Origin of the sequence: Pseudomonas sp. CYM-20-01 (genome assembly GCF_023169845.1) — a bacterium.
Lineage (GTDB): Bacteria > Pseudomonadota > Gammaproteobacteria > Pseudomonadales > Pseudomonadaceae > Aquipseudomonas > Aquipseudomonas azotoformans.
Genome location: NZ_AP025169.1, coordinates 2,978,794 through 3,001,611, shown reverse-complemented (window position 1 = coordinate 3,001,611; position 22,818 = coordinate 2,978,794). Strand labels below are relative to the sequence as shown.

The following is a 22,818-nucleotide window of genomic DNA, read 5'->3' as shown; positions in this document are numbered from 1 at the left end:
ACACCTTTGCCCCACAAAAAAGCCCCGGCTCACACCCATGAGCCGGGGCTTGTGGTTTAAGCGACGGTTACTCCATGGCCATCACAAAGCTGCGTATGAACTCGGCATTGTCGATGATCCGTTCGTGGTCCACATCGATCTCCACCGACCGCACCACCGCCTGGCCGAGCACCCGAGCCATACTGTCTTCGATCAACGCCTTGTGCTGGCCCGCACGGCTCATGGCCGCCCACCAGCAACTCACCGGCGCCTTGAGTGGCTTGAAGTCAGCCTGCTCCATACGCTTGAACAAGGTGCGGTCAACCTCCCAGGAAACCTGTGCCTCGTTGCCACCCAACAGCGTTTGCTGAATGTCGCGGAAAGCTTCACCCAAGGTGGTTTCAGCCCATTCGATGAACCCTGCCCATTGCTGATCCGCCGTGTCGTCGGCCACTTGCAAAGCCTGCCAGGTGCGATGGATCGCCTCTGCAAACGCAGGGAACATCACACCGAGCAAGGCCACGCGCCGATCATTATCGGAGATCTCGCGCTCATCGGTGATGACGGCCGCATCCCAATACTGAGTGAGCCAACGCGGGGGGGCCGAGTCGATCCAACCCACGAACTCCACGTTCCGGCCCGCCTGCTCCAGGCCATGCGCAACCTCTACCGCGAGGTTGCCGCCCAGCGACCAGCCGGCCAGGCGGAAGGCGCCTTCGGGCTGAGCTTCCAGTAACTGCGTGATGTAATCCTCGACCATGCTGGCCCAGGTCGGCACTTGCGCACCCTCCTCGGCCAATGCGCGACAAATCACACCGACCACAGGCCGCTGCTCACGCAACGCCAGGGCCAAAGCCTTGTAGCAATGCACCGAACCATAGCTGGGGTGGAACAGGTAGACAGGCGTGCCCGTGTTCTGACCGTTGAGCGGGACCAGCAGCGAACGACGTGCCGTCCCTTGCAGGCAACCGACTTGCGCACGCACGGTCGGGTTGAGCATCAACTGGCTGACAGAAAGGTCGATGCTGCTGGCCTTGCGAATCCGCTCCTTGAGCATCAATACCAACAGCGAATGACCACCCAACTCGAAGAAGTTGTCGTTCACCCCAACTTGCTCTACGCCAAGTACATCGGTCCAGATCGCGGCGATTTTCTGTTCGAGCTCATTCTGCGGTGCCTCAAAACGCTGGGTCGACTGAGTGTCCGGCTTAGGCAATGCCTTGCGGTCCAGCTTACCGTTGGGGCTCAGGGGCATCTGCTCCAACAACAGCCATTGTGCCGGCACCATGTAGTCCGGCAAATGGCTGGCCAGGTGGGCACTGAGGGTTTCACGCCACTGCGCATCCTGCTCCTGCAAGACCAGGTAGCCAACCAGGTATTGGCCGTCTACCGCCAATACCGCCGCTTCACGCACCGCTGCATGCTCCAGCAGCCGCGCTTCGATTTCACCCAGCTCGATGCGCAGGCCGCGCAGTTTGACCTGATGGTCGATGCGCCCGGCGTATTCGATCACGCCGTCTTCGCGGTAGCGCGCCAGGTCACCGGTGCGGTACAGGCGCTCCCCCTTGATGAAGGGATGGGCGACAAACCGTTCGGCGGTGAGTGCCGGACGGCGGTGGTAACCACGCGCCAGACCGATCCCTCCGAGGTACAACTCGCCCAACACACCCACCGGCACCGGTTCGAAGTTGCTGTCGAGGATGTAGCAGCCCAGGTTGGCAATGGGTTTGCCGATCGGTACCGCGTCACGGCCTTCATCGACGCAGGTCCAGTGGGTCACGTCGATGGCCGCTTCAGTTGGGCCGTACAGGTTGTAGAGCCCGGCTTGCGGTAGCTTGGCGAAGACTTGCTGCTGGGCATCCACCGGCAATGCCTCGCCGCTGCACACGATGCGTTGCAGGCTTTGGCAGGTGGACACCGCCGGGTCCTGAAGGAACGCCTGCAGCATCGACGGCACAAAGTGCAGCGTGGTGACCTGCTGCTGATTGATCAGGTTGATCAGCCTGGCCGGATCCCGATGATCCCCCGGCGCTGCCACCACCAGGCGCGCACCGGTCATCAAAGGCCAGAAGAATTCCCACACCGATACGTCGAAGCTGAACGGCGTCTTTTGCAGCACCGTGTCACTGACGTCCAGGCCGTAGGCTTCCTGCATCCAGTGCAAGCGATTGGCCAGGGCTGAATGCCGGTTGCCGGCGCCTTTGGGTTGGCCGGTGGAGCCCGAGGTATAGATCACGTAGGCGAGGTTTTCGCCGTCCAGCGTGATGCCTGGGTTGGCGTCGCTGTAGTGCTCGAATACAGACTCGCCCAGCACCAGGGTTTCCAGCCCCTGAGGAATCGGCAACTGTTCACGCAAATGCGCCTGGGTCAGCAGCAGTTTCACGCCACTGTCGTCCAGCATGTAGGCCAGGCGCTCACGCGGGTACTCAGGGTCCAGCGGCACATAGGCACCACCGGCCTTGAGCACCGCGAGCAAGCCCACCACCATGTCGATGGAGCGTTCTACCGCCAGGCCCACCAGCACGTCCGGGCCTACACCAGCTTCAATCAAGCGATGCGCCAAGCGGTTGGCCCGACGGTTCAGTTCGGCGTAGCTCAGGCGCTGTGCACCAAACACCAAAGCCGGTGCTTCTGGTGTCAGGGCTACCTGCTCTTCGATCAACTGATGCACGCCGCGCTGCAACGGGTACTCACGCGCCGTTGCGTTCCAGTCCTCAACGATCCGTTGACGCTGTGCGGCGGGCAGCGACGGCAAGTCCGCCAGGCGCTCCACCTGCGGCAGCGTCAAGGCTTGCAGCAATTGCTGGAAATGTTCCGCCAGGTGCACGATGTCCTGTGCGTCGAAGGCGGCGTGAGCGTAGTTGAACTCCACCGCCAGGCTGTCACCGATGCCCAGCAGCACGGTCAGTGGATAGTGGGTCTGTTCCAGGCTGTCCATCGCACCGAACCGCAGGCCCGCCGGCGAGCCCTGCTCCAGCGCTTCGGACACCGGGTAGTTCTCGAACACCAGGATGCTGTCGAACAACGCCTCGCCACCAAGCCCGGCCCAACGCTGGATCTCGAACAGCGGCGTGTGCTCCTGTTCACGCAGGCGCAGGTTTTGTTCCTGCACTTGCTGCAACCAAGCGTCGACGCTCAACTGCGGGCTTGGAGTGGCCACCACCGGTAGCGTGTTGATGAACAACCCGACCTGCTGCTCGATACCCGCCAACTCGGCCGGACGCCCCGCGACCGTGGCGCCGAACGCGACCGTGTCAAGGCCGGTATGCCGTTGCAACAGCAAGAGCCAGGCGCTTTGCACCAGCGTATTGAGGGTCACCTTGTGGCGCTGGGCGAAAGCCTTGAGCTGTTCGGTCGCCGTCTGCTCCAGCGTCAGGTGATGAACGCCATTGGCCTGGGGCACACCCGACTCATGGGTGATGCCACGGGAAAGGCGCGTGGGCTCCTGCAAACCGGCCAACTGGGCTTTCCAGAAGGTCTCGCTGGTGAACGGGTCCTGGGCCTGCAACCAACCGATGTAATCCCGGTAGCGCCCACTGGGTGCGCGCACCGACTCGCCGGCATACTGTTGCAGCACCTCGCCGAACAGCTGCGAGGCACTCCAGCCATCCATCAGGATATGGTGGTTGGTGTAGATCAAATGGTGGCTGTCGGGACCGGTACGGACCACCATCAGGTTCAGCAAGGGCGCCTGTTCCAGCACAAAACCATCGGCTCGCAGGGTATGCGCCAACGCGTCAAACGCCTCGCCACTGTCTGCGCGCTGCTGCCAATCGTGCTCGACAAACGGCACCTGCGCCGTCCGGTACACCACTTGCAACGGCTGCTCCAACTCGGTCTGCCAGAGGAAACCGGTCCGCAAGATATCGTGGTGCTCCAGCGCGACCTGCCAGGCTGCGCGGAAACGCGCCACATCCAATCCTTGCACCTCAACGCGCATTTGGTTGATGTAGTCGCCCGAGCCCTGGCCAAACAGCGATTGGAACAGCATGCCCTGTTGCATCGGCGACAGCGGGTAAAGGTCTTCGACCTGGTTCAACGGCAACCCCAAGCCATCCAACTGCGCCTGGTTCAAGCGCGCCAGCGGGAAGTCCGACGGCGTGGCGCCGGCCTGTCCGGGCTGGCAGCAGTGCTTGATCAACGCCTTGAGCTCTTCGGCGTAGTCATCGGCCAACTGCTGGATGCAAGCGGGATCGAACATCTGCTGGCTGAATCCCCAGTTCAGGTTCAGCTCGCCGCCGTACACCTGGCCATTGATTTCCAACCAGTTGCCCAGCGATGCGTCCGGGCTCTGATCGTTGCCGGCAGCGTCACCGGACGGCGCAAACAGCCCCTCGTGTTCAGGGCTATCAAAACTCGCATCGAACTGGCCCAGGTAGTTGAAGGTAATGCGCGGCTGCGGCAAGTCTGCCAATGCATCGCGTACCTCGGGCTGGCCCAGGTAGCGCAAGGCACCAAAACCGATGCCCTTGTCGGGAATGGCGCGCAGTTGTTCCTTGATCCCCTTCAATGAGCCAGCCAGGGTTGCAGCCGGCGTGAGTTTGACCGGGTAAATGCTGGTGAACCAGCCGACCGTGCGGGTCAGGTCGATCTCCTCGAACAGGTCTTCGCGGCCATGGCCTTCGAGGCGGATCAGGGTGGAATCGTGGCCGGTCCAGCGCCCGATTACCCGCGCCAGCGCCGTCAGCAGCAGGTCGTTGATCTGGGTGCGGTAGGCGGCAGGTGCATCCTGCAACAGGCGGCGCGTGTGAGCGGCGTCCAGGTGCGTGATCGCACTGCCGGCATGCCGGTTGCTCAAGCTCGCCTGCGGATTGGCGCCCGGCAGGTCAGATTCGGCGCCGTGCAATTGGGCTTGCCACCATGCCAGTTCCCGGGTCAGTGCGTCGCCTTTGGCATATCGCTGAAGCCGCTGCGCCCAGTCGCGGGTCGAACTGGTCTTGGCGGGCAACGCCACCTTGGCGCCACTGGCGAGTTGGCGATAGGCCGTTTGCAGGTCCTCAAGGAGGATCCGCCATGACACGCCATCCACCACCAGGTGGTGGATAACCAGCAGCAAGCGTTGCGTACCATCGTGCAATTGAACCAGCACCGCACGCATCAACGGGCCCTGGTCGAGGTCGAGGCTGCGTTGCGCCTCCTCACCCAAAACAGCCAGCTCTTCGATATCGTGCAGCACGCTTTGCCACAGCACGGCATCGGCCTGGTGGTGCTCGGCGGCGCGATACATACCCTGCCAGCCGTCCGTGCCCTCGACAAACCGGGAACGCAGCGCATCGTGATGCACGATCAGCGCCTGCAAGGCCTGGGTAAGCAGGCCAGCGTCAAGGGGCTCATGGGCTTTGAGCACCACCGACTGATTCCAGTGGTGACGCTCGGCAATCTCATCGGCAAAGAAAGCCTGCTGGATCGGCAGCAGCAACGTTTCGCCACTCAAGGCCGCCTGATCAATCGTCAACCCGTCGTCCCCCTGGCGTGCCACACCGGCCAGGCTTTGTACGGTCTGGTGCTGGAACAGGTCCTTGGGCGTAAAGCGGATTCCGGCCTGCCGCGCACGGCTCACCACCTGGATTGAGATGATTGAATCACCGCCCAGCTCGAAGAAGTTATCGTTCAGGCCCACTTGCGGCAAGCGCAGCACGTCGGCCCAGATCGCCGCGAGTTGTTGTTCCAACTCGCTCTGCGGTGCCACGTAGGCCTGTTGCAACAGGCTGGCGTCCGGCTGCGGCAGGCCCTTGCGGTCCAGCTTGCCGTTAGGGGTCAGCGGCATTTGCGCCAGGAACATGAAGTACGCCGGCACCATGTAGTCCGGTAGACGGGTTTTCAAGGCGCGGCGCAAGGTTTCGCGCAACTCGGCTTCGTTGGCCAGGCTGGCATCTGCGGGCACCACATAAGCTACCAACTGCTTGCCGGCCGGGCCGTCCTGGGCGACTACGACGGTTTCACCGACGTTGTCCTGTTCGCGCAGACGCGCTTCGATTTCGCCCAGCTCGATACGGAAGCCTCGGATCTTCACCTGATGGTCGACGCGCCCCAGGTAATCCACCACGCCATCCGGGCGGCCACGGGTCAGGTCGCCGCTGCGGTAGGCACGGCTGCCAGGCTTGCCAAACGGGTCCGGCACGAAGCGTTCGGCGGTCAGTGCCGGACGTTCCAGATACCCACGGGCCACGCCTTCGCCGCCCAGGTACAACTCGCCAGCCACGCCGATAGGTTGCAGGTTGAGTTGCGAGTCCAGCACGTAGCCATTGCGATTGCCCAGCAATGTGCCAATCGGGGCGTAGACCGCGCCGCATGGGTCGCCCTTGCGCGCTTTCCACAGCAGTGGCGTGACCACCGTTTCCGTCGGGCCGTAGCCGTTGAACAGATAGGTCGGCTTGAGTGCGCGCCAGGCCAGGTCGTAGCTGGCTTGGGCTACGGCATCGCCACCGAAGCAGTACACGCGCACCTTCGGCGGGTTGCCGTCACGCTCGGCATGCTCGGCCAACTGCTGCAGATAAACCGGCGGGAACACCGCCATGGTCACGTTGTGGCGATGCATTTGCTGGTAGGTGTATTCCGGCAGCCACAGGCTGTCATCGCGGATCAGCACGCTGGCACCGTTGATCAACGGGTGCATCCAGCCTTCATGGGAGCCGTCGAAGGCAAACGACATGAAGTGTAGTTCGCAATCGGCGGGCGAGGTTTCATAACGCTCGCCGGTGGCGATGATGTGAGCCACCAGCGGACCGTGGGATACCGCCACGCCCTTGGGCAGGCCGGTGGAGCCGGAGGTGTAGATCACGTAGGCCAGGTTGTCGCCGTCCAGTTTCACATCAGGCGCCGTGTCGCTGTAACCGGACCATTCCTCGGTGCGATCAATCGCCAGGCTGTCCAGACCCTCGGGAATAGGCAGTTGTTGCAACGCGCTGGTGTGGGTCAGCAGCAACTGGGCACGGCTGTCCTGCATCATGTACAGCAGGCGATCTCGCGGGTATTCGATATCCAGCGGCACGTAGACGCCACCGGCTTTCATCACAGCAAGGAACGCCACCATGATTTCGGCACTGCGCGGCATGGCAATCGCCACGCGCACTTCCGGGCCGACGCCACGGGCGATCAGCGCATGGGCCAGGCGGTTGGCCTGGCTGTCCAGTTCGCCGTAGGTCAGGGTCTGTGCGTCGAACTTCACTGCCACGGCATCGGGGGTTTCGCGGGCCCGGTCGGCCACTCGCTCGTGCACCAGGCGCTCGGCCGAGAAGCCGGCATCGGTCTGGTTCCACAGCTGCAGGATGTGCCGTCGCTCGTCCTCGCCCAACAGGTTCAGTTGGCTGATGGGTTGCTGTTGGTCGGCAACCATCGCTTGCAGCAGGTTCTGCCAATGCCGCGCCATGCGCTCGATGGTGGAGGCATTGAACAGATCGGTGGCATAACCCAGGGTGGCCCAGATACCGTCAGTGCCTTCATGCACGTCCAGGTCCAGGTCGAAGTGCGCGGTCTGGCTTGCCCATTCCATGCCTTCGACACGCAAGGTGGACAGTTGATGCTCGGTTGCGCCCAGACGTGCTTCGGTTTGATGGTTGAACATCACCTGGAACAGCGGGTTGAGGCTCAGGCTGCGCTCGGGTTGCAGTGCCTCCACCAGTTGCTCGAACGGCAGATCCTGATGGTCCTGGGCTTCCAGCGCACGGCGGCGGGCCTGCTGCAACAGTTGCAGCACTGAGGTCTGCTCGTCGATATCGGCCTTGAGCACCTGGGTATTGACGAAAAAGCCCAGCAACCGCTCGGTTTCAACTCGGTTGCGGTTGGCAATAGGCACGCCCACGCGCACGTCTTCCTGGCCGCTGTAGCGATGCATCAACGCCTGGAACGAGGCCAGCAACAGCATGAACATCGTCACGCCTTCGCGCTGTGCCAGGCCTTTGAGGTCGGCGACCAGGGCCGGCGGCAACTCTACAAACAGGCGCGCACCGCGATGGCTTTGCTCAGCCGGGCGCTGGTGGTCGAACGGCAGTTCGAGTACCGGTTGGTCGCCACCGAGCAACGCCTGCCAGTAGCCCAGTTGCCGGTCCTTCTCGCCGGCGTCCATCCACTCGCGCTGCCAACGGGCGTAATCAGCGTACTGGATCGGCAAGGCCGGCAACTGCACCTCCAGGCCCTGACTGTAGGCGCTGTACAGTTGCACCAGTTCATCGACCATGATCTGCATCGACCAACCGTCCGAGACGATATGGTGCTGGACCAGCACCAATACATGCTCGTCGTCGCTCAGGCGCAACAGCGTAGCCCGCAGCAGCGGCCCCGCTTGCAGGTCGAACGGCCGGGCGATCTCGGCTTCGACCTGCGCCTTGACCTGCGCTTCATCGCTCTGACGCAATGCAATCTCGACACGTGCCTGCGGCAGGATCACCTGCACGGTCTGCTCATCGCCCTGATGCAGATGGGTACGCAGGCTTTCATGGCGCGCCACCAACGCATCGAAACTGCGCTGCAGCGCGTTCAGGTCCAAACGGCCCTTGAGGCGCAGAGCGCTGGGCACGTGGTAGGCAGTGCTCTCGGGGTCGAGCAACCAGAGGAACCACTGGCGTTCCTGGGCGTAGGACAACACCAACGGCAGCTCGCGAGACGCGGGAACCAACGCCGGCGCCGTCGAACCGCCGCGCTTGCCCTCGGTGTGCAGCGCGGCCACAAACCCCTGCAGGCGCGGTTGTTCGAACAGCACACGCAAGGGTAACTCGATCCCCAGGTTATGCCGCAGGCGTGAAGCCACTTGCATGGCCAGCAACGAATGCCCGCCGAGTTCAAAGAAATGGTCGTTCAAACCGATACGCTCGGCGCCGAGAATATCTGCCCAGATCGCCGCGACCTGCTGCTCCAGCGCACTGATGGGGGCCACCCAGTCCTCTGTCGCCTGAGCCGCTTCCGGGCGTGGCAGGGTATGCCGGTCCAGCTTGCCGTTGGGGCTCAGCGGCAGGCGCTCCAGAAACATGAAATGTGCCGGCACCATGTAGTCCGGTAGCTCATCGCGCAACACGCCACGAATACGCTCACGCAAGCCAGGCTGCTCGGCTTCCGTCAATGGGGTGACGAGGTAGGCGATCAGTTGCTGGTCGGCAGCGATCACCAACGCTTCGCGCACGTCGTCCTGTGCCAGCAGGCGCGATTCGATCTCGCCCAGCTCGATACGGAAGCCACGTACCTTGACCTGGTGGTCGATGCGACCGATATACTCGATCACGCCATCGGCGCGGTAACGGGCCAGGTCGCCGGTACGGTACAGACGCCCTCCCCCGAGCGGGTCGAAGGGGTCGGGGATAAACCGTTCGGCGGTCAGCGCGGCGCGGTTGAAGTAACCCCGTGCCAGCAGCGGCCCGCCGATCACCAATTCACCCGCCACGCCCACGGGCACCGGGTTCAGGCCGGCATCCAACAGGTAAATCGCACGGCCGTCCAGCACGCGACCAATCGGCATCATTTGCGTAACGGTCTCGCGACCCTCCACGTAACCGGCGCAATCCAGAGCGGTTACCGTGACGGTCGCTTCGGTGGGGCCGTAGGTGTTGAGCAGGCGCACGTGGCCCAGCCCGGCATCACGCCAGGAGGCCAGCCCTTCCGGTGGCATCGCCTCACCACCGGCATGCACCTGGCGCAGGCGGCCGTAATCGCGCACACCGCGCTCGGCAAAGTCACGAGCGATCAGGTGCCAATAGGCGGTGGTCAGGTCAACCACCGAAATGTCATGTTCGATCAGTTGCGCATAGAAGGTGTCGCTGTCCCACAACTCACCGCCGCGCACCACCACGGCGGCACCGCAGCACAGCGCCGGATACAGCTGTTCGACAAACCCGTCGAAGTTGAACGTACCGAACTGCAACACACGGTCAGCCGCAGTCAGTTCGAACAGCTCGATAAACACCTCGACATGCCGTGCCAGTGAGGCCTGATCGATACCGACGCCCTTGGGCCGCCCGGTGGAGCCGGAGGTGAACATCAGGTACGCCAGGTTCGCGGGGAACGCCCGTATCTCAGGATTGCTGCCCGGGTACTCGGCCAGCCAGTCCGCACCCTCTTCCAGGCAAATCAACGTCAGGCCAGGGCTGATCGGCAAGCGCTCCAGCAGCGGCTGCTGGGTCAGCAACAGTTGCAGGCCGCTGTCTTCGATCATGCATTGCAGGCGGTCCTGGGGGTATTGCGGGTCCAGCGGGACATAGGCGCCACCGGCCTTGAGCACCGCCAACAGCGCAACGATCATCTCCAGCGAACGGTCCACGGCCACGCCGACCAGGCTGTCGGCGCCCACGCCCTGCTCGATCAGTGCATGGGCCAAGCGGTTGGCCCGCAGGTTGAGGTCGGCGTAGGTCATGCGCCGCTGATCCATGATCAAGGCGATAGCCTGGGGCTGGCTGGCCACCTGTTGTTCGAACTTTTGCAGCACGCTGCCATGGGCGGCACGCGACGGTTGCGGCGGGTTCCACGCGTACAGCATCTGCGCTTGTTCATCTCTGCCCAGGATCGGCAAGTCGGCGACACACTGCTGGGCATTGCCCGCCACACGCTTGAGCAAGTTCTGCCAATGGGCGGCGAAGCGCTGCAGGGTGCTCGCGTCGAACAGTGCGGTGGCGTAAGTCAGCGAAGCCAGCAGCCCCTCACCAGACTCTTCGGTGTCCAGGCTCAGGTCGAAATGCGCCGTGTGACTGTCCCACGTCAACCCTTCCACACGCAGGCCAGGTAGTTGCTGACCATCGCGATGGGCTTGCGCAGCCGACTGGTGGTTGAACATTACCTGGAACAACGGGTTGTGGCTCAGGCTGCGCTCAGGTTGCAAGGCTTCGACCAACTGCTCGAATGGCAGGTCCTGGTGGGCCTGCGCGCCCAGCGCCTGTTCCTTGACCTGTTGCAGCAGTTGGGCAAAGGTCATGTGCCCGTCAATCTCGGCCTTGAGCACTTGGGTATTGACGAAAAAGCCGATCAACTGCTCGGTTTCCAGACGGTTGCGGTTGGCGATCGGCACGCCAACGCGGATGTCCGACTGGCCGGTGTAGCGGTACAACAGTGCCTGGAAGGACGCTAGCAACAGCATGAACATCGTCACGCCTTCGCGCTGTGCAAGGGCGCGCAAGCCCTCAACCACCGACGACTCCAGCACCAGGTCCAGGCGTGCCCCCTGATAGTTCTGCATGGCCGGACGCGGCCGATCCAGCGGCAACTCCAGCACCGGTTGCACATCTCCCAGGCGCGCACGCCAGTAGGCCAGCTGGCGCTCCTTTTCACCCGCCTCCATCCAGCTGCGCTGCCACTGGGCATAGTCGGCGTACTGAATCGGCAACGGTGCAAGGGTGGGCTCAAGGCCCTGGCTGTAGCCGGCATACAAGCTCACCAGCTCATCGACCATCACTTGCATCGACCAGGCATCCGAGACGATATGGTGCTGCACCATGACCAACACATGCTCGCGTTCGCTCAGTTGCAGCAGCTTGATGCGCAGCAATGGCCCGGACTGCAGGTCGAATGGCCTGGCGATTTCGTCTTCTACCATCGCCTGCAACCGGGCCGGCTCAGTCGAGCCAAGCACTTGATAGTCTATGACCGGCGCGACTTGCTCGATCACACGCTGGACAGTCTGGTGCGTATCGGCAAAAAACACCGTACGCAGCGTTTCATGGCGCTGCACCAGAGTATCGAAGGCCCTTTGCAGGGCGTTGCGATCCAGCGCACCCACCAGGCGCAACGCGGCCGGAATGTGATAAGCCGCACTGTCCGGTTCAAGCTGCCAGAGGAACCACTGGCGCTCTTGAGCATAGGAAAGCAGCAAGGGTTGTTCGCGGTCAGCCAAGCTAATGTGCGCAACATCGGCGCCCTTTTCACCCAGCGCCTGTACAAACGCCCCCAAAACCGGTTGTTCAAACAGGCTCTTGAGCGCTACGTCGATCGCCAATGCCTGGCGTACCCGCGACACGACACGTGTCGCCAGCAAGGAGTGACCGCCCAGCTCGAAGAAATGATCTTCAAGGCCAACCTGTGGCACCCCCAACACTTCGGCCCAGATCGCGGCCACTTGTTGCGCCTTCTCGCCGACCGGTGCCACATAGCGTTTTTGCAGCAGGCTGGCGTCCGGCTTCGGCAGCGCCTTGCGGTCCAGCTTGCCGTTGGGCGTCAACGGCAGGCGCGCCAGGAACAGCATATGCGCCGGCACCATATAGTCCGGCAACACCGCGCGCAGCGCGGTCTTGAACGTCTCGCGCAGGGTGCCCTGATCGGTTTCCGATGTCACGGCGTGCGTCACCAGATACGCCAGGAGCTGGTCATTCTCGGCCACCACCACCGCTTCACGGACAGCGCTCTGCTCACGCAGGCACGCCTCAATTTCCCCCAACTCGATACGGAACCCGCGCACCTTGACCTGATGGTCGACGCGGCCGATGTACTCGACCACACCATCCACGCGATAACGCGCCAGGTCGCCGGTGCGGTACAGCCGCTCACCGTTGTGTGCAAAGGGGTTGGGTACGAAGCGCTCGGCGGTCAGCGCAGCACGACCGTGATAACCCCGGGCCAGGCCGACACCGCCGATCAGCAGTTCGCCGCTGACGCCGACCGGTGTCGGAGCGAGTTCGGCATTGAGGATAAACAGCGATGTGTTGGCAATTGGGCGACCGACAAACGGCAACGGTTCAACCAATGGGTGGGCCGCCGACCAGATGGTGGTTTCCGTCGGGCCGTACAGGTTCCACACCGCGCCCTGCTGGGCCAGCATGCGCTCGGCCAGGTCGGCCGGCAGCGCTTCGCCGCCGCACAGGCACTTGATCCCGTGCAGCACGGCACGGCGCTCGCTGTCGAGCAGCATGCGCCAGGTCGAGGGCGTGGCTTGCACGACCGTGATCGCCTGTTCATGCAGCAGGCTCAGGATGGCTTCGGGGTCCTGGGAAACAGGCTTGTCCGCCACCACGACCGTGCCGCCCACCGCCAGGGGGACATAAAGTTCAAGGGCGAAAATATCGAAGGAGAAGGTGGTCAACGACAGCAACCGCGCCTTGGCGTCGATGCTCAACGTGTCGGCCATGCCCTGGGTAAAGCTGCTCAGGGCGCCATGGCGCACCATCACACCCTTGGGCTTGCCGGTGGAGCCGGAGGTGTAGATCACATACGCCAGGTGCTCATCGGTCAGCGCGACCTGCGGGTTGTCACTGCTGTAACGGGCGTCCTCCTGTTCACTGATGAACAGCACCTGTTGATCGGCTGCCAGCGGCAGGCGCTCGTGCAGGTCACCGGCGGTCAACAGCACACGTGCGCGGCTGTCTTCGAGCATGAACGCCAGGCGGTCGGCCGGAAACTGCGGGTCGAGCGGCACATAGGCGCCGCCCGCCTTGAGCGTGGCCAGCAAGGCCAGCACCATGTCCACCGAACGCTCCAGCGCCACGGCCACCAGCACATCCGGGCCGACACCGGCCGCGCGCAGGCGATGGGCCAGGCGGTTGGCGCGCAGGTTCAGTTCTGCGTAGCTCAAAGACTGGCCGTTGCAGACCAGCGCTGTCGCGTCCGGACGGGCCTGTGCCTGGGCTTCCAGCAGGCGGTGCACCCCGACATCCTGGGGGAACACCTGATGCGTGTTGTTCCAGGTGTGCACCAGTTGCTGCCATTGCGCATCGTCCAGCAACGGCAGCTCGCCGACGCGGACGTTGCAATCCTGCACCACCTGTTGCAACAAACGGTGCCAGTGCGCGAGCAAGCGCTCAAGGCCCGGCGCGTCAAACAGGTCAGTGGCGTAGGTCAACGACGCCTGGATGCCCTCAGCCGATTCCTGGGTGTCGAGGTTGAGGTCGAACTGCGCGGTCTTGCTCTCCCATTCCAGCCCCTGCACGTGCAGGCCGGTGACGCTGCCGCCGCTGCGCTGGGTATCGGTCTGGTGGTTGAACATCACCTGGAACAACGGGTTGTAGCTCAGGCTGCGTTCCGGCTGCAGCGCTTCCACCAGTTGCTCAAAGGGCAAGTCTTGATGCGCCTGGGCTTCTACCGAGCGCTGGCGGGTTTGTTGCAGCAGTTCATGGAAGGTCATCTGGCCGTCGATATCGGCCTTGAGAATCTGCGTATTGACGAAAAAGCCGATCAGGCGCTCGGTTTCCACCCGGTTACGGTTGGCCACCGGCACGCCGATGCGAATATCACCCTGGCCGCTGTAGCGATGCAACACGGCCTGGAACGACGCCAGCAACAACATGAACACCGTCACGCCTTCGCGCTGCGCCAGGCGCTTGAGGCCCGCCACCAGCGACGCTTCGAGCGTCAGGTCGAGCCGTGCACCCCGGTAGCTCTGCACCGCCGGTCGCGGTCGGTCCATCGGCATTTCCAGTACCGGTTGCTCGCCACCGAGCATGCCGGTCCAGTAGCCCAGTTGGCGCTCACGCTCCCCCGCCTCCATCCAGCTGCGTTGCCACAGCGCATAGTCGGCATATTGAATCGGCAAGGCCGGCAATTGCAGGTCCTGGCCCTGCACATGGGCCGCGTAGAGCTGGACCAGCTCGTCGACCATCACCTGCATCGACCAGCCATCAGACACGATGTGATGCTGGACCAGCACCAGCACATGTTCCTCAGGCGCCAGGCGCAGCAGCTTGACTCGCAACAGCGGGCCTTGCTGCAAGTCAAACGGCTGGGCAATTTGCGCTTCCACCAGGTCCTTGAGCTGCGACTCCCGGGCGTCGACCACGGCGATCTGCACCCGCGCCTGCTCGGCAATCACCTGCAAGGCACTGTCGCCGTCCTCCTGCAAATGCGTGCGCAGGCTTTCATGACGCATCATCAGCGTGTCAAAGCTGCGCTGCAATGCGGCCACGTCCAAGGGCCCGCTCAGGCGCAGGGCCCTGGGCACGTGATAAGCGGTGCTCTGCGGCTCCAGTTGCCACAGAAACCATTGCCGCTCCTGGGCATAAGAGAGTCGAAGAGGCTCACCGTCCTGACGCTTGAAAACCGGGGCTATCTCAAACAGGTTGATGCCTTGCTGCTTGAGCATTACCGCCAACGCTTTCTTCTGTTGCGCCGAAAGTGACCCTACCGACTCGATTAATGCTTGCACGCCACGCCCCTCAGGAAATCAATTTATCCAAATCTTCTGCTGATAGACGTTTGAGGGCCTCCAAGGATTTAGCCAATGCGTCCTGCACCGGCGAATTATTTGTCTGCCGGGCCGCCACATAGGCACTGAAATCGGCCAGGGTCGGGGTGGTGAAGATCGATTTGACGTCGAACTCCGCGTGCAATTGCTCGCGCAGGCGCACCACCACCTGGGTGGCCAGCAGGGAATGCCCGCCCAGTTCGAAGAAGTTGTCGTTTAGCCCCACACGCTCAACGTCCAGCACCTCGGCCCAGATCGCGGCAATCTGTTGTTCCAGTTCGCTGTGCGGGGCCAGGTATTCGCGGGCTTGCAGGTTGGCGTCGACCTTCGGCAGCGCTTTGCGGTCCAGCTTGCCGTTGGGGCTCAGGGGCATCTGCTCCAGCAGCATCCACTGGGCCGGCACCATGTAGTCCGGCAGCTGTTGCGCCAGGTGAGCGCTCAGCACATCGCGCCAATCGTCGCCGGCGTCTTGCAACACCAGGTAGCCCACCAGGTGCTTCCCGTCCACCGCCAGTACGGCGGTTTCACGGACCCAATCGTGTTCCAGCAGGCGCGCTTCGATCTCACCCAGTTCGATGCGCAGGCCGCGCAGTTTGACCTGGTGGTCGATGCGACCGGCGTATTCGATCACGCCGTCAGGGCGATAGCGGGCCAGGTCACCGGTGCGGTACAGGCGCTCGCCCTTGATGAAGGGATGGGCGACAAAACGTTCGGCGGTCAGCGCCGGGCGGCGGTGGTAACCACGGGCCAGACCAATCCCACCGAGGTACAGCTCGCCCAACACACCCACCGGCACCGGCTCGAAGTTGCTGTCGAGGAGGTAGCATCCGAGGTTGGCAATCGGGCGTCCAATCGGCACGGCATCGCGGCCTTCATCGACGCAGGTCCAATGGGTCACGTCGATGGCGGCTTCGGTCGGGCCGTACAAGTTGTAGAGCCCGGCTTGCGGCAGCTTGGCGAAGACTTGCTGCTGGGCATCCACCGGCAAGGCTTCACCGCTGCAAACAATGCGATGCAAGGTGTGGCAGGTTGCGACCTTCGGGTCTTGCAGGAACGCCTGCAGCATCGACGGTACAAAGTGCAGCGTGGTGACCTGCTCTTGATTGATCAGGTTGATCAGCCTGGCCGGATCGCGGTGATCGCCCGGCGCTGCCACCACCAGTCGCGCGCCGGTCATCAGCGGCCAGAAGAACTCCCACACCGATACGTCGAAGCTGAACGGGGTCTTTTGCAGCACGGTATCGCTGACCTCCAGCCCATAGGCTTCCTGCATCCAGTGCAGACGGTTGGCCAGGGCTGAATGCCGGTTACCGGCGCCTTTGGGTTGGCCGGTGGAACCCGAGGTGTAGATCACGTAGGCGAGGTTTTCGCCATCCAGCGCGATGCCTGGGTTGGCGTCGCTGTAGGCTTCAAAGGTCGACTCACCCAGCACCAGGGTTTCCAGCCCCTGAGGGATCGGCAACTGTTCACGCAAGTGCGCCTGAGTCAGCAGCAGTTTCACGCCACTGTCGTCCAGCATGTAGGCCAGGCGCTCACGCGGGTATTCCGGGTCGAGCGGCACATAGGCGCCACCGGCCTTGAGCACCGCCAGCAGGCCCACCACCATTTCAATGGAGCGCTCCACGGCCAGGCCCACCAGCACGTCCGGGCCTACCCCGGCTTCCATCAGGCGATGGGCCAGGCGGTTGGCGCGACGGTTCAGTTCGATATAGCTCAAGCGCTGCCCGGCAAACACCAGCGCCGCGGCATCCGGCGTGCGCGCCACCTGTTCTTCGATCAACTGATGCACGCCCTGCTGCAACGTGTAGTCCCGCGCCGTGGCGTTCCAATCCTGAAGCACCTGCTGACGTTCAGCCGTATCGAGCATCGCCAGGTCGCCCAGACGTTGCTGGCCACCCTCAAGCATGGCGTGCAGCAGATTGACCAGGTGACGTCCATAGGTGTGTACCGTGCTTGCATCGAAATGCGCACGCGCAAAGCTGAACTGCACCGACAACGTATCGCCGACGTCCACCAGCACCGTCAGCGGGAAGTTGGTCTGTTCGCGGGATTCCGGCAGGCCAAAACGGATACCGCTGCCACCGTTTTGTTCCAGGGCCTTGGACACCGGGTAGTTCTCGAACACCAGGATATTGTCGAACAGGGCTTCACCGCCCTGCCCGGCCCAGCGCTGGATGTCGTACAGCCCGGTGTGTTCATGCTCGCGCAGGGCCAGGTTGCGGTCCTGTACCGCTTGCAACCAGGCCGCCACGCTCTGCTGGTCATCTACGGCGCTGATCACCGGCAAGGTGTTGATGAACAGCCCGATCTGCTGCTCCACCCCCACAAGCTCCGCCGGGCGGCCGGCCACCGTGGCGCCGAAGGCCACCACCGACTGCCCGCTATGGCGCTGCAACAGGATCAGCCATGCGGCCTGGATAAGCGTGTTGAGCGTCACTTTGTTGTGGCGTGCAAAGGCCTCGAGACGTTCAGTCTGAGCGCGATCCAGGCTCAGTGGGTGCTCGCCGTGCCCGTCTGCCGCCAGCGGCTGGCTGCTGCCCAGGCGAGTGGGTGCTTGCAGCGTGCCCAACTGTTCGCGCCAGAAGGTTTCGGTGGCAGCGGCATCACGCTGCTGCAACCAGCCGATGTAGTCGCGATAGCGCCCCGCCGCTGGCGGCACCGCCACGCCAGCGTAGCGTTGCAGCACTTCGCCGAACAGGCGCGAGTTGCTCCAGCCGTCCATCAGGATGTGATGGTTCGTGTAGATCAGCTCATGGCGTTGCTCGTCGGTGCGTACCAGTACCAGGCGCACCAGCGGCGCCTTGGCCAGGTCAAAGCCCTGGCGGCGCTGGGCTTGCTGCAGGTTGTGCAATTCCAGTTCGCGTTCTGGCATGGCGCGCCAGTCGAGGTGTTCAATCGGCAGTCGGGCTTCGCGGTACACCACCTGGCACGGCCATTCCAGCTGGCCTTCCCAGAAGAAGCCGCTGCGCAACACGTCATGGGCTTGCACCGTGGCGTCCCAGGCCTGCTGGAACCGCGCCACATCCAGGCCCTCGGCGGTCACGCGGATCTGGTTGATGTAGTCGCCGGCTGCTTGCTCGTAGAGGGTGTGGAACAGCATGCCCTGCTGCATGGGCGACAGGGTGTAGAGGTCTTCGATGGCATCGGCGGCCAGCGGCAGGGATTCCAGCTGCGGCTGGGTGAGGCGCGACAACGGGAAGTCAGAGACGGTCACGCCGTGGTTGCCAGGCGCGCAGCAATGCTCGACCAATGCAGTCAGTTCACGGGTAAACGCCTGGCTCAAGGCTTCGATCTGCGCAGGGTCGAACATCAGCGGGCTGAAGGTCCAGCCCATGTGCAGCTCGCCGCCGTATACCTGGCCGTTCAACGTCAACCAGTTACCCAGCGGTGCCTCCGGGCTCTGCTCGGCACCGGTGCTCTCCGCCGCCGGTACGAACAAAGCGTCCGGCTGATCAAAGCTGCCATCGATCTGGCCCAGGTAGTTGAAGGTAATGCGCGGCACCGGCAACTGGCCGAACACCTGGCGCGTGGCGTCGTCGCCCAGGTAGCGCAGCGCACCGAAGCCCAGGCCCTTGTCCGGCACGGCGCGCAGTTGTTCCTTGATCTGCTTGATCGAGGTCGCCAGGGAGTCGGCCGGGGTAAGGCGCACCGGGAACAGGCTGGTGAACCAGCCCAGGGTGCGAGTCAGGTCGATGTCGTCGAACAGGTCTTCGCGGCCATGGCCTTCCAGTTGGATCAGGCTCGAAGCCTGCCCGGTCCACTGGCAGATGACACGTGCCAGGGCGGTCAGCAGCAGGTCGTTGATTTGGGTGCGGTAGGCCGTGGGCGCCTGTTGCAGCAGTTGCCGGGTGCGCTCGGCATCCAGTTGGCTGACCACGGTCTGGGCCAGGCGCCCGGGACGCGCGCCCTGCGGATCGCGGCAGGGCAAGTCGGTCGACACGCCCTGGAGCTGTTGCCGCCAGAAGGCTTTTTCCGGCGCGACCGCTTCGCTGCGGGCATGGGCCTGCAAACGCTCGGCCCAGGCTTTGAACGACGAAGTCTTGGCCGGCAAGCGCCGCTGGCGATACAGGCTTTGCAGGTCCTCGAGGAACACGCGCCAGGACACGCCGTCCACTACCAGATGATGCATGACTAGCAACAGGCGCTGGGAACCGTCGGCCATCTCGGCGAGCACTGCACGCAGCAGTTGGCCTTGTTGCAGGTCGAGGCTGCGCTGGGCGCGCTCGCACAGGGCATGCAGTTCGGCCGCATCCTCCACGCTGGCCTGCCAAAGCAGGGTGGCAGCTGGCGCGTCGTGGCGTGCGGTCCAGCCTTCGGCCTGTGGGGTGAAGCTCAGGCGCAGCACATCGTGGTGCTGGGTGAGTGCCTGCAACGCCGTCTCCAGTGGCTCGGCAAGCAGCGGCTGGCGCGGCGTCAGCAGCAAGGACTGGTTCCAGTGATGGCGGTCCGGCAAGTCCATCTCGAAGAACAGTTGCTGGAACGGCAGCAACGGAGTCGCGCCCTGCACCGGGCCCTGGTCGATCACTTGCGCGGTCTGTAATTGCGCCACGCGGGCCAGGCTGCGCACCGTCTGGTGCTGGAACAGCGCCTTGGCGGTGAAGTGGATACCGGCGGCACGGGCACGGCTGACCACTTGAATGGAGATGATCGAGTCACCGCCGCGCTCAAAGAAATTGTCGTTCAAGCCGACTTGCTCGACGCCGAGCACCTCGGCCCAGATCGCTGCGATCTGCTGCTCCAGCGCACTCTGCGGCGCTTCGTAGTGCTGGGTGGATGCGGGCTTGGGCAGGGCCTTGCGGTCCAGCTTGCCGTTGGGGCTCAGCGGCATCTGTTCCAGCAGCACCCATTGGGCCGGGACCATGTAGTCCGGCAGGTGCTGGCCCAAGTGGGCGGCCAGCACATCGCGCCAGTCATCGCCGGCGTTTTGCAGCACCAGGTAGCCCACCAGGCATTTGCCCTCCACCGCCAGCACGGCGGTTTCGCGGACCCATTCGTGTTCCAGCAGGCGCGCTTCGATTTCACCCAGTTCGATACGCAGACCGCGCAGCTTGACTTGGTGGTCGATGCGCCCGGCGTATTCGATCACGCCGTCTGCGCGATAACGCGCCAGGTCTCCGGTACGGTACAGGCGTTCGCCTTTGACAAACGGATGCGCGATAAAACGCTCGGCAGTCAGGGAAGGACGACGGTGGTAACCACGGGCCAGGCCGATGCCGCCCAAGTACAGCTCGCCGAGCACGCCGACCGGCACCGGTTCGAAATTGCTGTCGAGGATGTAGCAACCAAGGTTGGCAATCGGACGGCCAATCGGTACGGCGTCACGGCCTTCGTCGACGCAGGTCCAGTGGGTCACGTCGATGGCAGCCTCGGTCGGGCCGTACAGGTTGTAGAGCCCGGCTTGCGGCAGCTTGGCGAAGACTTGCTGCTGGGCATCCACCGGCAAGGCTTCGCCGCTGCACACGATGCGTTGCAGGCTTTGGCAGGTGGACACCGCCGGGTCCTGAAGGAACGCCTGCAGCATCGACGGCACAAAGTGCAGCGTGGTGACCTGCTGCTGATTGATCAGGTTGATCAGCCTGGCCGGATCCCGATGATCCCCCGGCGCTGCCACCACCAGGCGCGCACCGGTCATCAAAGGCCAGAAGAACTCCCACACCGATACGTCGAAGCTGAACGGCGTCTTTTGCAGCACCGTATCGCTGACCTCCAGGCCATAGGCTTCCTGCATCCATTGCAGGCGGTTGAGCAACGCCGAATGACGGTTGCCCGCCCCTTTCGGTTGACCGGTGGAGCCCGAGGTGTAGATCACGTAGGCGAGGTTTTCGCCGTCCAGCGTGATGCCTGGGTTGGTGTCACTGTAGGTCGCGAATGCAGACTCGCCCAATACCAGGGTTTCCAGCTCCTGGGGAATCGGCAGCTGTTCACGGATATGTGCCTGGGTCAGCAGCAGTTTCACGCCACTGTCGTCCAGCATGTAGGCCAGGCGTTCACGCGGGTACTCAGGGTCCAGCGGCACATAGGCACCACCGGCCTTGAGCACCGCCAGCAGGCCCACCACCATGTCGATGGAGCGCTCGACCGCCAGGCCCACCAGCACGTCCGGACCTACCCCAGCTTCGATCAGGCGATGCGCCAGGCGGTTGGCACGGCGGTTGAGTTCGGCATAACTCAGGGCGATATCGTTGAAGCGCAACGCCGGCGCATCCGGCTGCGCCAGCGCCTGGGCTTCGATCAACTGATGCACCCACTGCCCTTGCGGGTAGTCGCGCTCGGTGGCGTTCCACTCGACGAGGATCTGCTCGCGCTCTTGGGCGTTGAGGGTCGCCAGGTCCTGCAACGGCAACGCGGTATCTGCCACGGCGGCACGCAGCAGGCTCAGCCAGTGCTCGGCCATACGCGCTACGGTGGCGGCGCCGAACAGGTCGGTGGCGTAGGTCAGGGACGCCCAGATCCCGTCGCCGCTCTCCTGGGTGTCCAGGCTCAGGTCGAACTGGGCACTGTGACTGTCCCATTCCAGGTTGGCCACGCGCAGCCCCGGTAGCTGCTGTGCCACGGCCGGAGAATGGGCCTGATGGTTGAACATCACCTGGAACAGCGGGTTATGGCTCAGGCTGCGCTCCGGTTGCAGCGCTTCTACCAACTGTTCAAAGGGCAAGTCCTGATGGGCCTGGGCTTCCAGCGCGCGGCGCTTGGTGTGTTGCAGCAATTGGGCAAAGCTCATCTGGCCATCGAGGTCGGCCTTGAGCACCTGGGTGTTGACGAAAAAGCCAATCAGCGATTCGGTCTCGACGCGGTTGCGGTTGGCAATCGGCACACCGACACGAATATCCGGCTGGCCGCTGTAGCGGAACAAAAATGCCTGGAACGAGGCCAACAGCAGCATGAACATCGTCACGCCTTCCCGCTGGGCCAGCGCCTTCAACGCGGTGACCAGTGCCGGCTCCAGCGTGATGTCCTGGCGCGCCCCGCGGAAGCTCTGTTGCGCCGGGCGCGGCTGGTCGAACGGCAATTCCAGTACCGGTTGCGTGCCGCTGAGCAATTCACGCCAATACTCCAGTTGCCGCGCCTTCTCCCCCGCCTCCATCCAACTGCGCTGCCACAGGGCATAGTCGGCGTACTGGATCGGCAACGGCGCCAACGCACAATCCTGGCCCTGGCTGTAGGCGGCATAGAGCTGCATCAGCTCCTGCACCATCACGCCCATCGACCAGCCATCGGAGACGATATGGTGCTGCACCAGCACCAGCACGTGTTCCTCTTCACTCACGGCGAGCAAGCTGACCCGTAGCAACGGGCCGTGCTGCAGGTCGAACGGACGGGCAATCTCGGCCTCGACCCATGCCTTGAGCTGTGTTTCGTCGACGGCATGCTCGGCGATTTCGATCACCCCATGCTCCAGCACTTCCTGGGCACGCTGCTCACCGTCCAGGTGCAGGCGCGTGCGTAGGCTTGCGTGGCGGGCCACCAGGGTATCGAAACTGCGTTGCAGGGCGGCCTTGTCCAGCTGGCCGCTCAGGCGCAGGGCGCCGGGGACGTGGTAAGCGTCGCTGTCCGGGTCCAACTGCCAGAGAAACCACTGGCGTTCCTGGGCGTAGGACAGCGGCAGGTGTTGGCCATCCTCACGGATCGACGCAATCGGCAATTGAGCGAAGCTCATGCCCCGGCTTTGCAGGCGCTGGTAAAACTGCTGGCGCTGTTCCAGAGGCAGGCGAAGAAAGCGCGAAACCAGATCGATGTTAGGGTTGGAAAGCATG

General features: G+C 63.5%; 2 protein-coding genes. Both read right to left on the bottom strand.

Features of this window, described 5'->3' with window-relative positions:
* Positions 1-67: 67 nt before the first annotated feature.
* Positions 68-14,962, bottom strand: a complete 14,895-nt coding sequence (locus M2497_RS13580; RefSeq protein WP_248488202.1) for a non-ribosomal peptide synthase/polyketide synthase — start codon at positions 14,960-14,962, stop codon at positions 68-70.
* Between the two features lie 73 nt (positions 14,963-15,035).
* Positions 15,036-22,817, bottom strand: a complete 7,782-nt coding sequence (locus M2497_RS13575; protein WP_348984774.1) for an amino acid adenylation domain-containing protein — start codon at positions 22,815-22,817, stop codon at positions 15,036-15,038.
* Position 22,818: the final 1 nt, after the last annotated feature.

Bases quoted from the DNA above. Each gene is read 5' to 3' on its own strand.
- M2497_RS13580 (WP_248488202.1), bottom strand. From the start codon at position 14,962: ATGCTCAAGCAGCAAGGCATCAACCTGTTTGAGATAGCCCCGGTTTTC.
- M2497_RS13575 (WP_348984774.1), bottom strand. From the start codon at position 22,817: ATGCTTTCCAACCCTAACATCGATCTGGTTTCGCGCTTTCTTCGCCTG.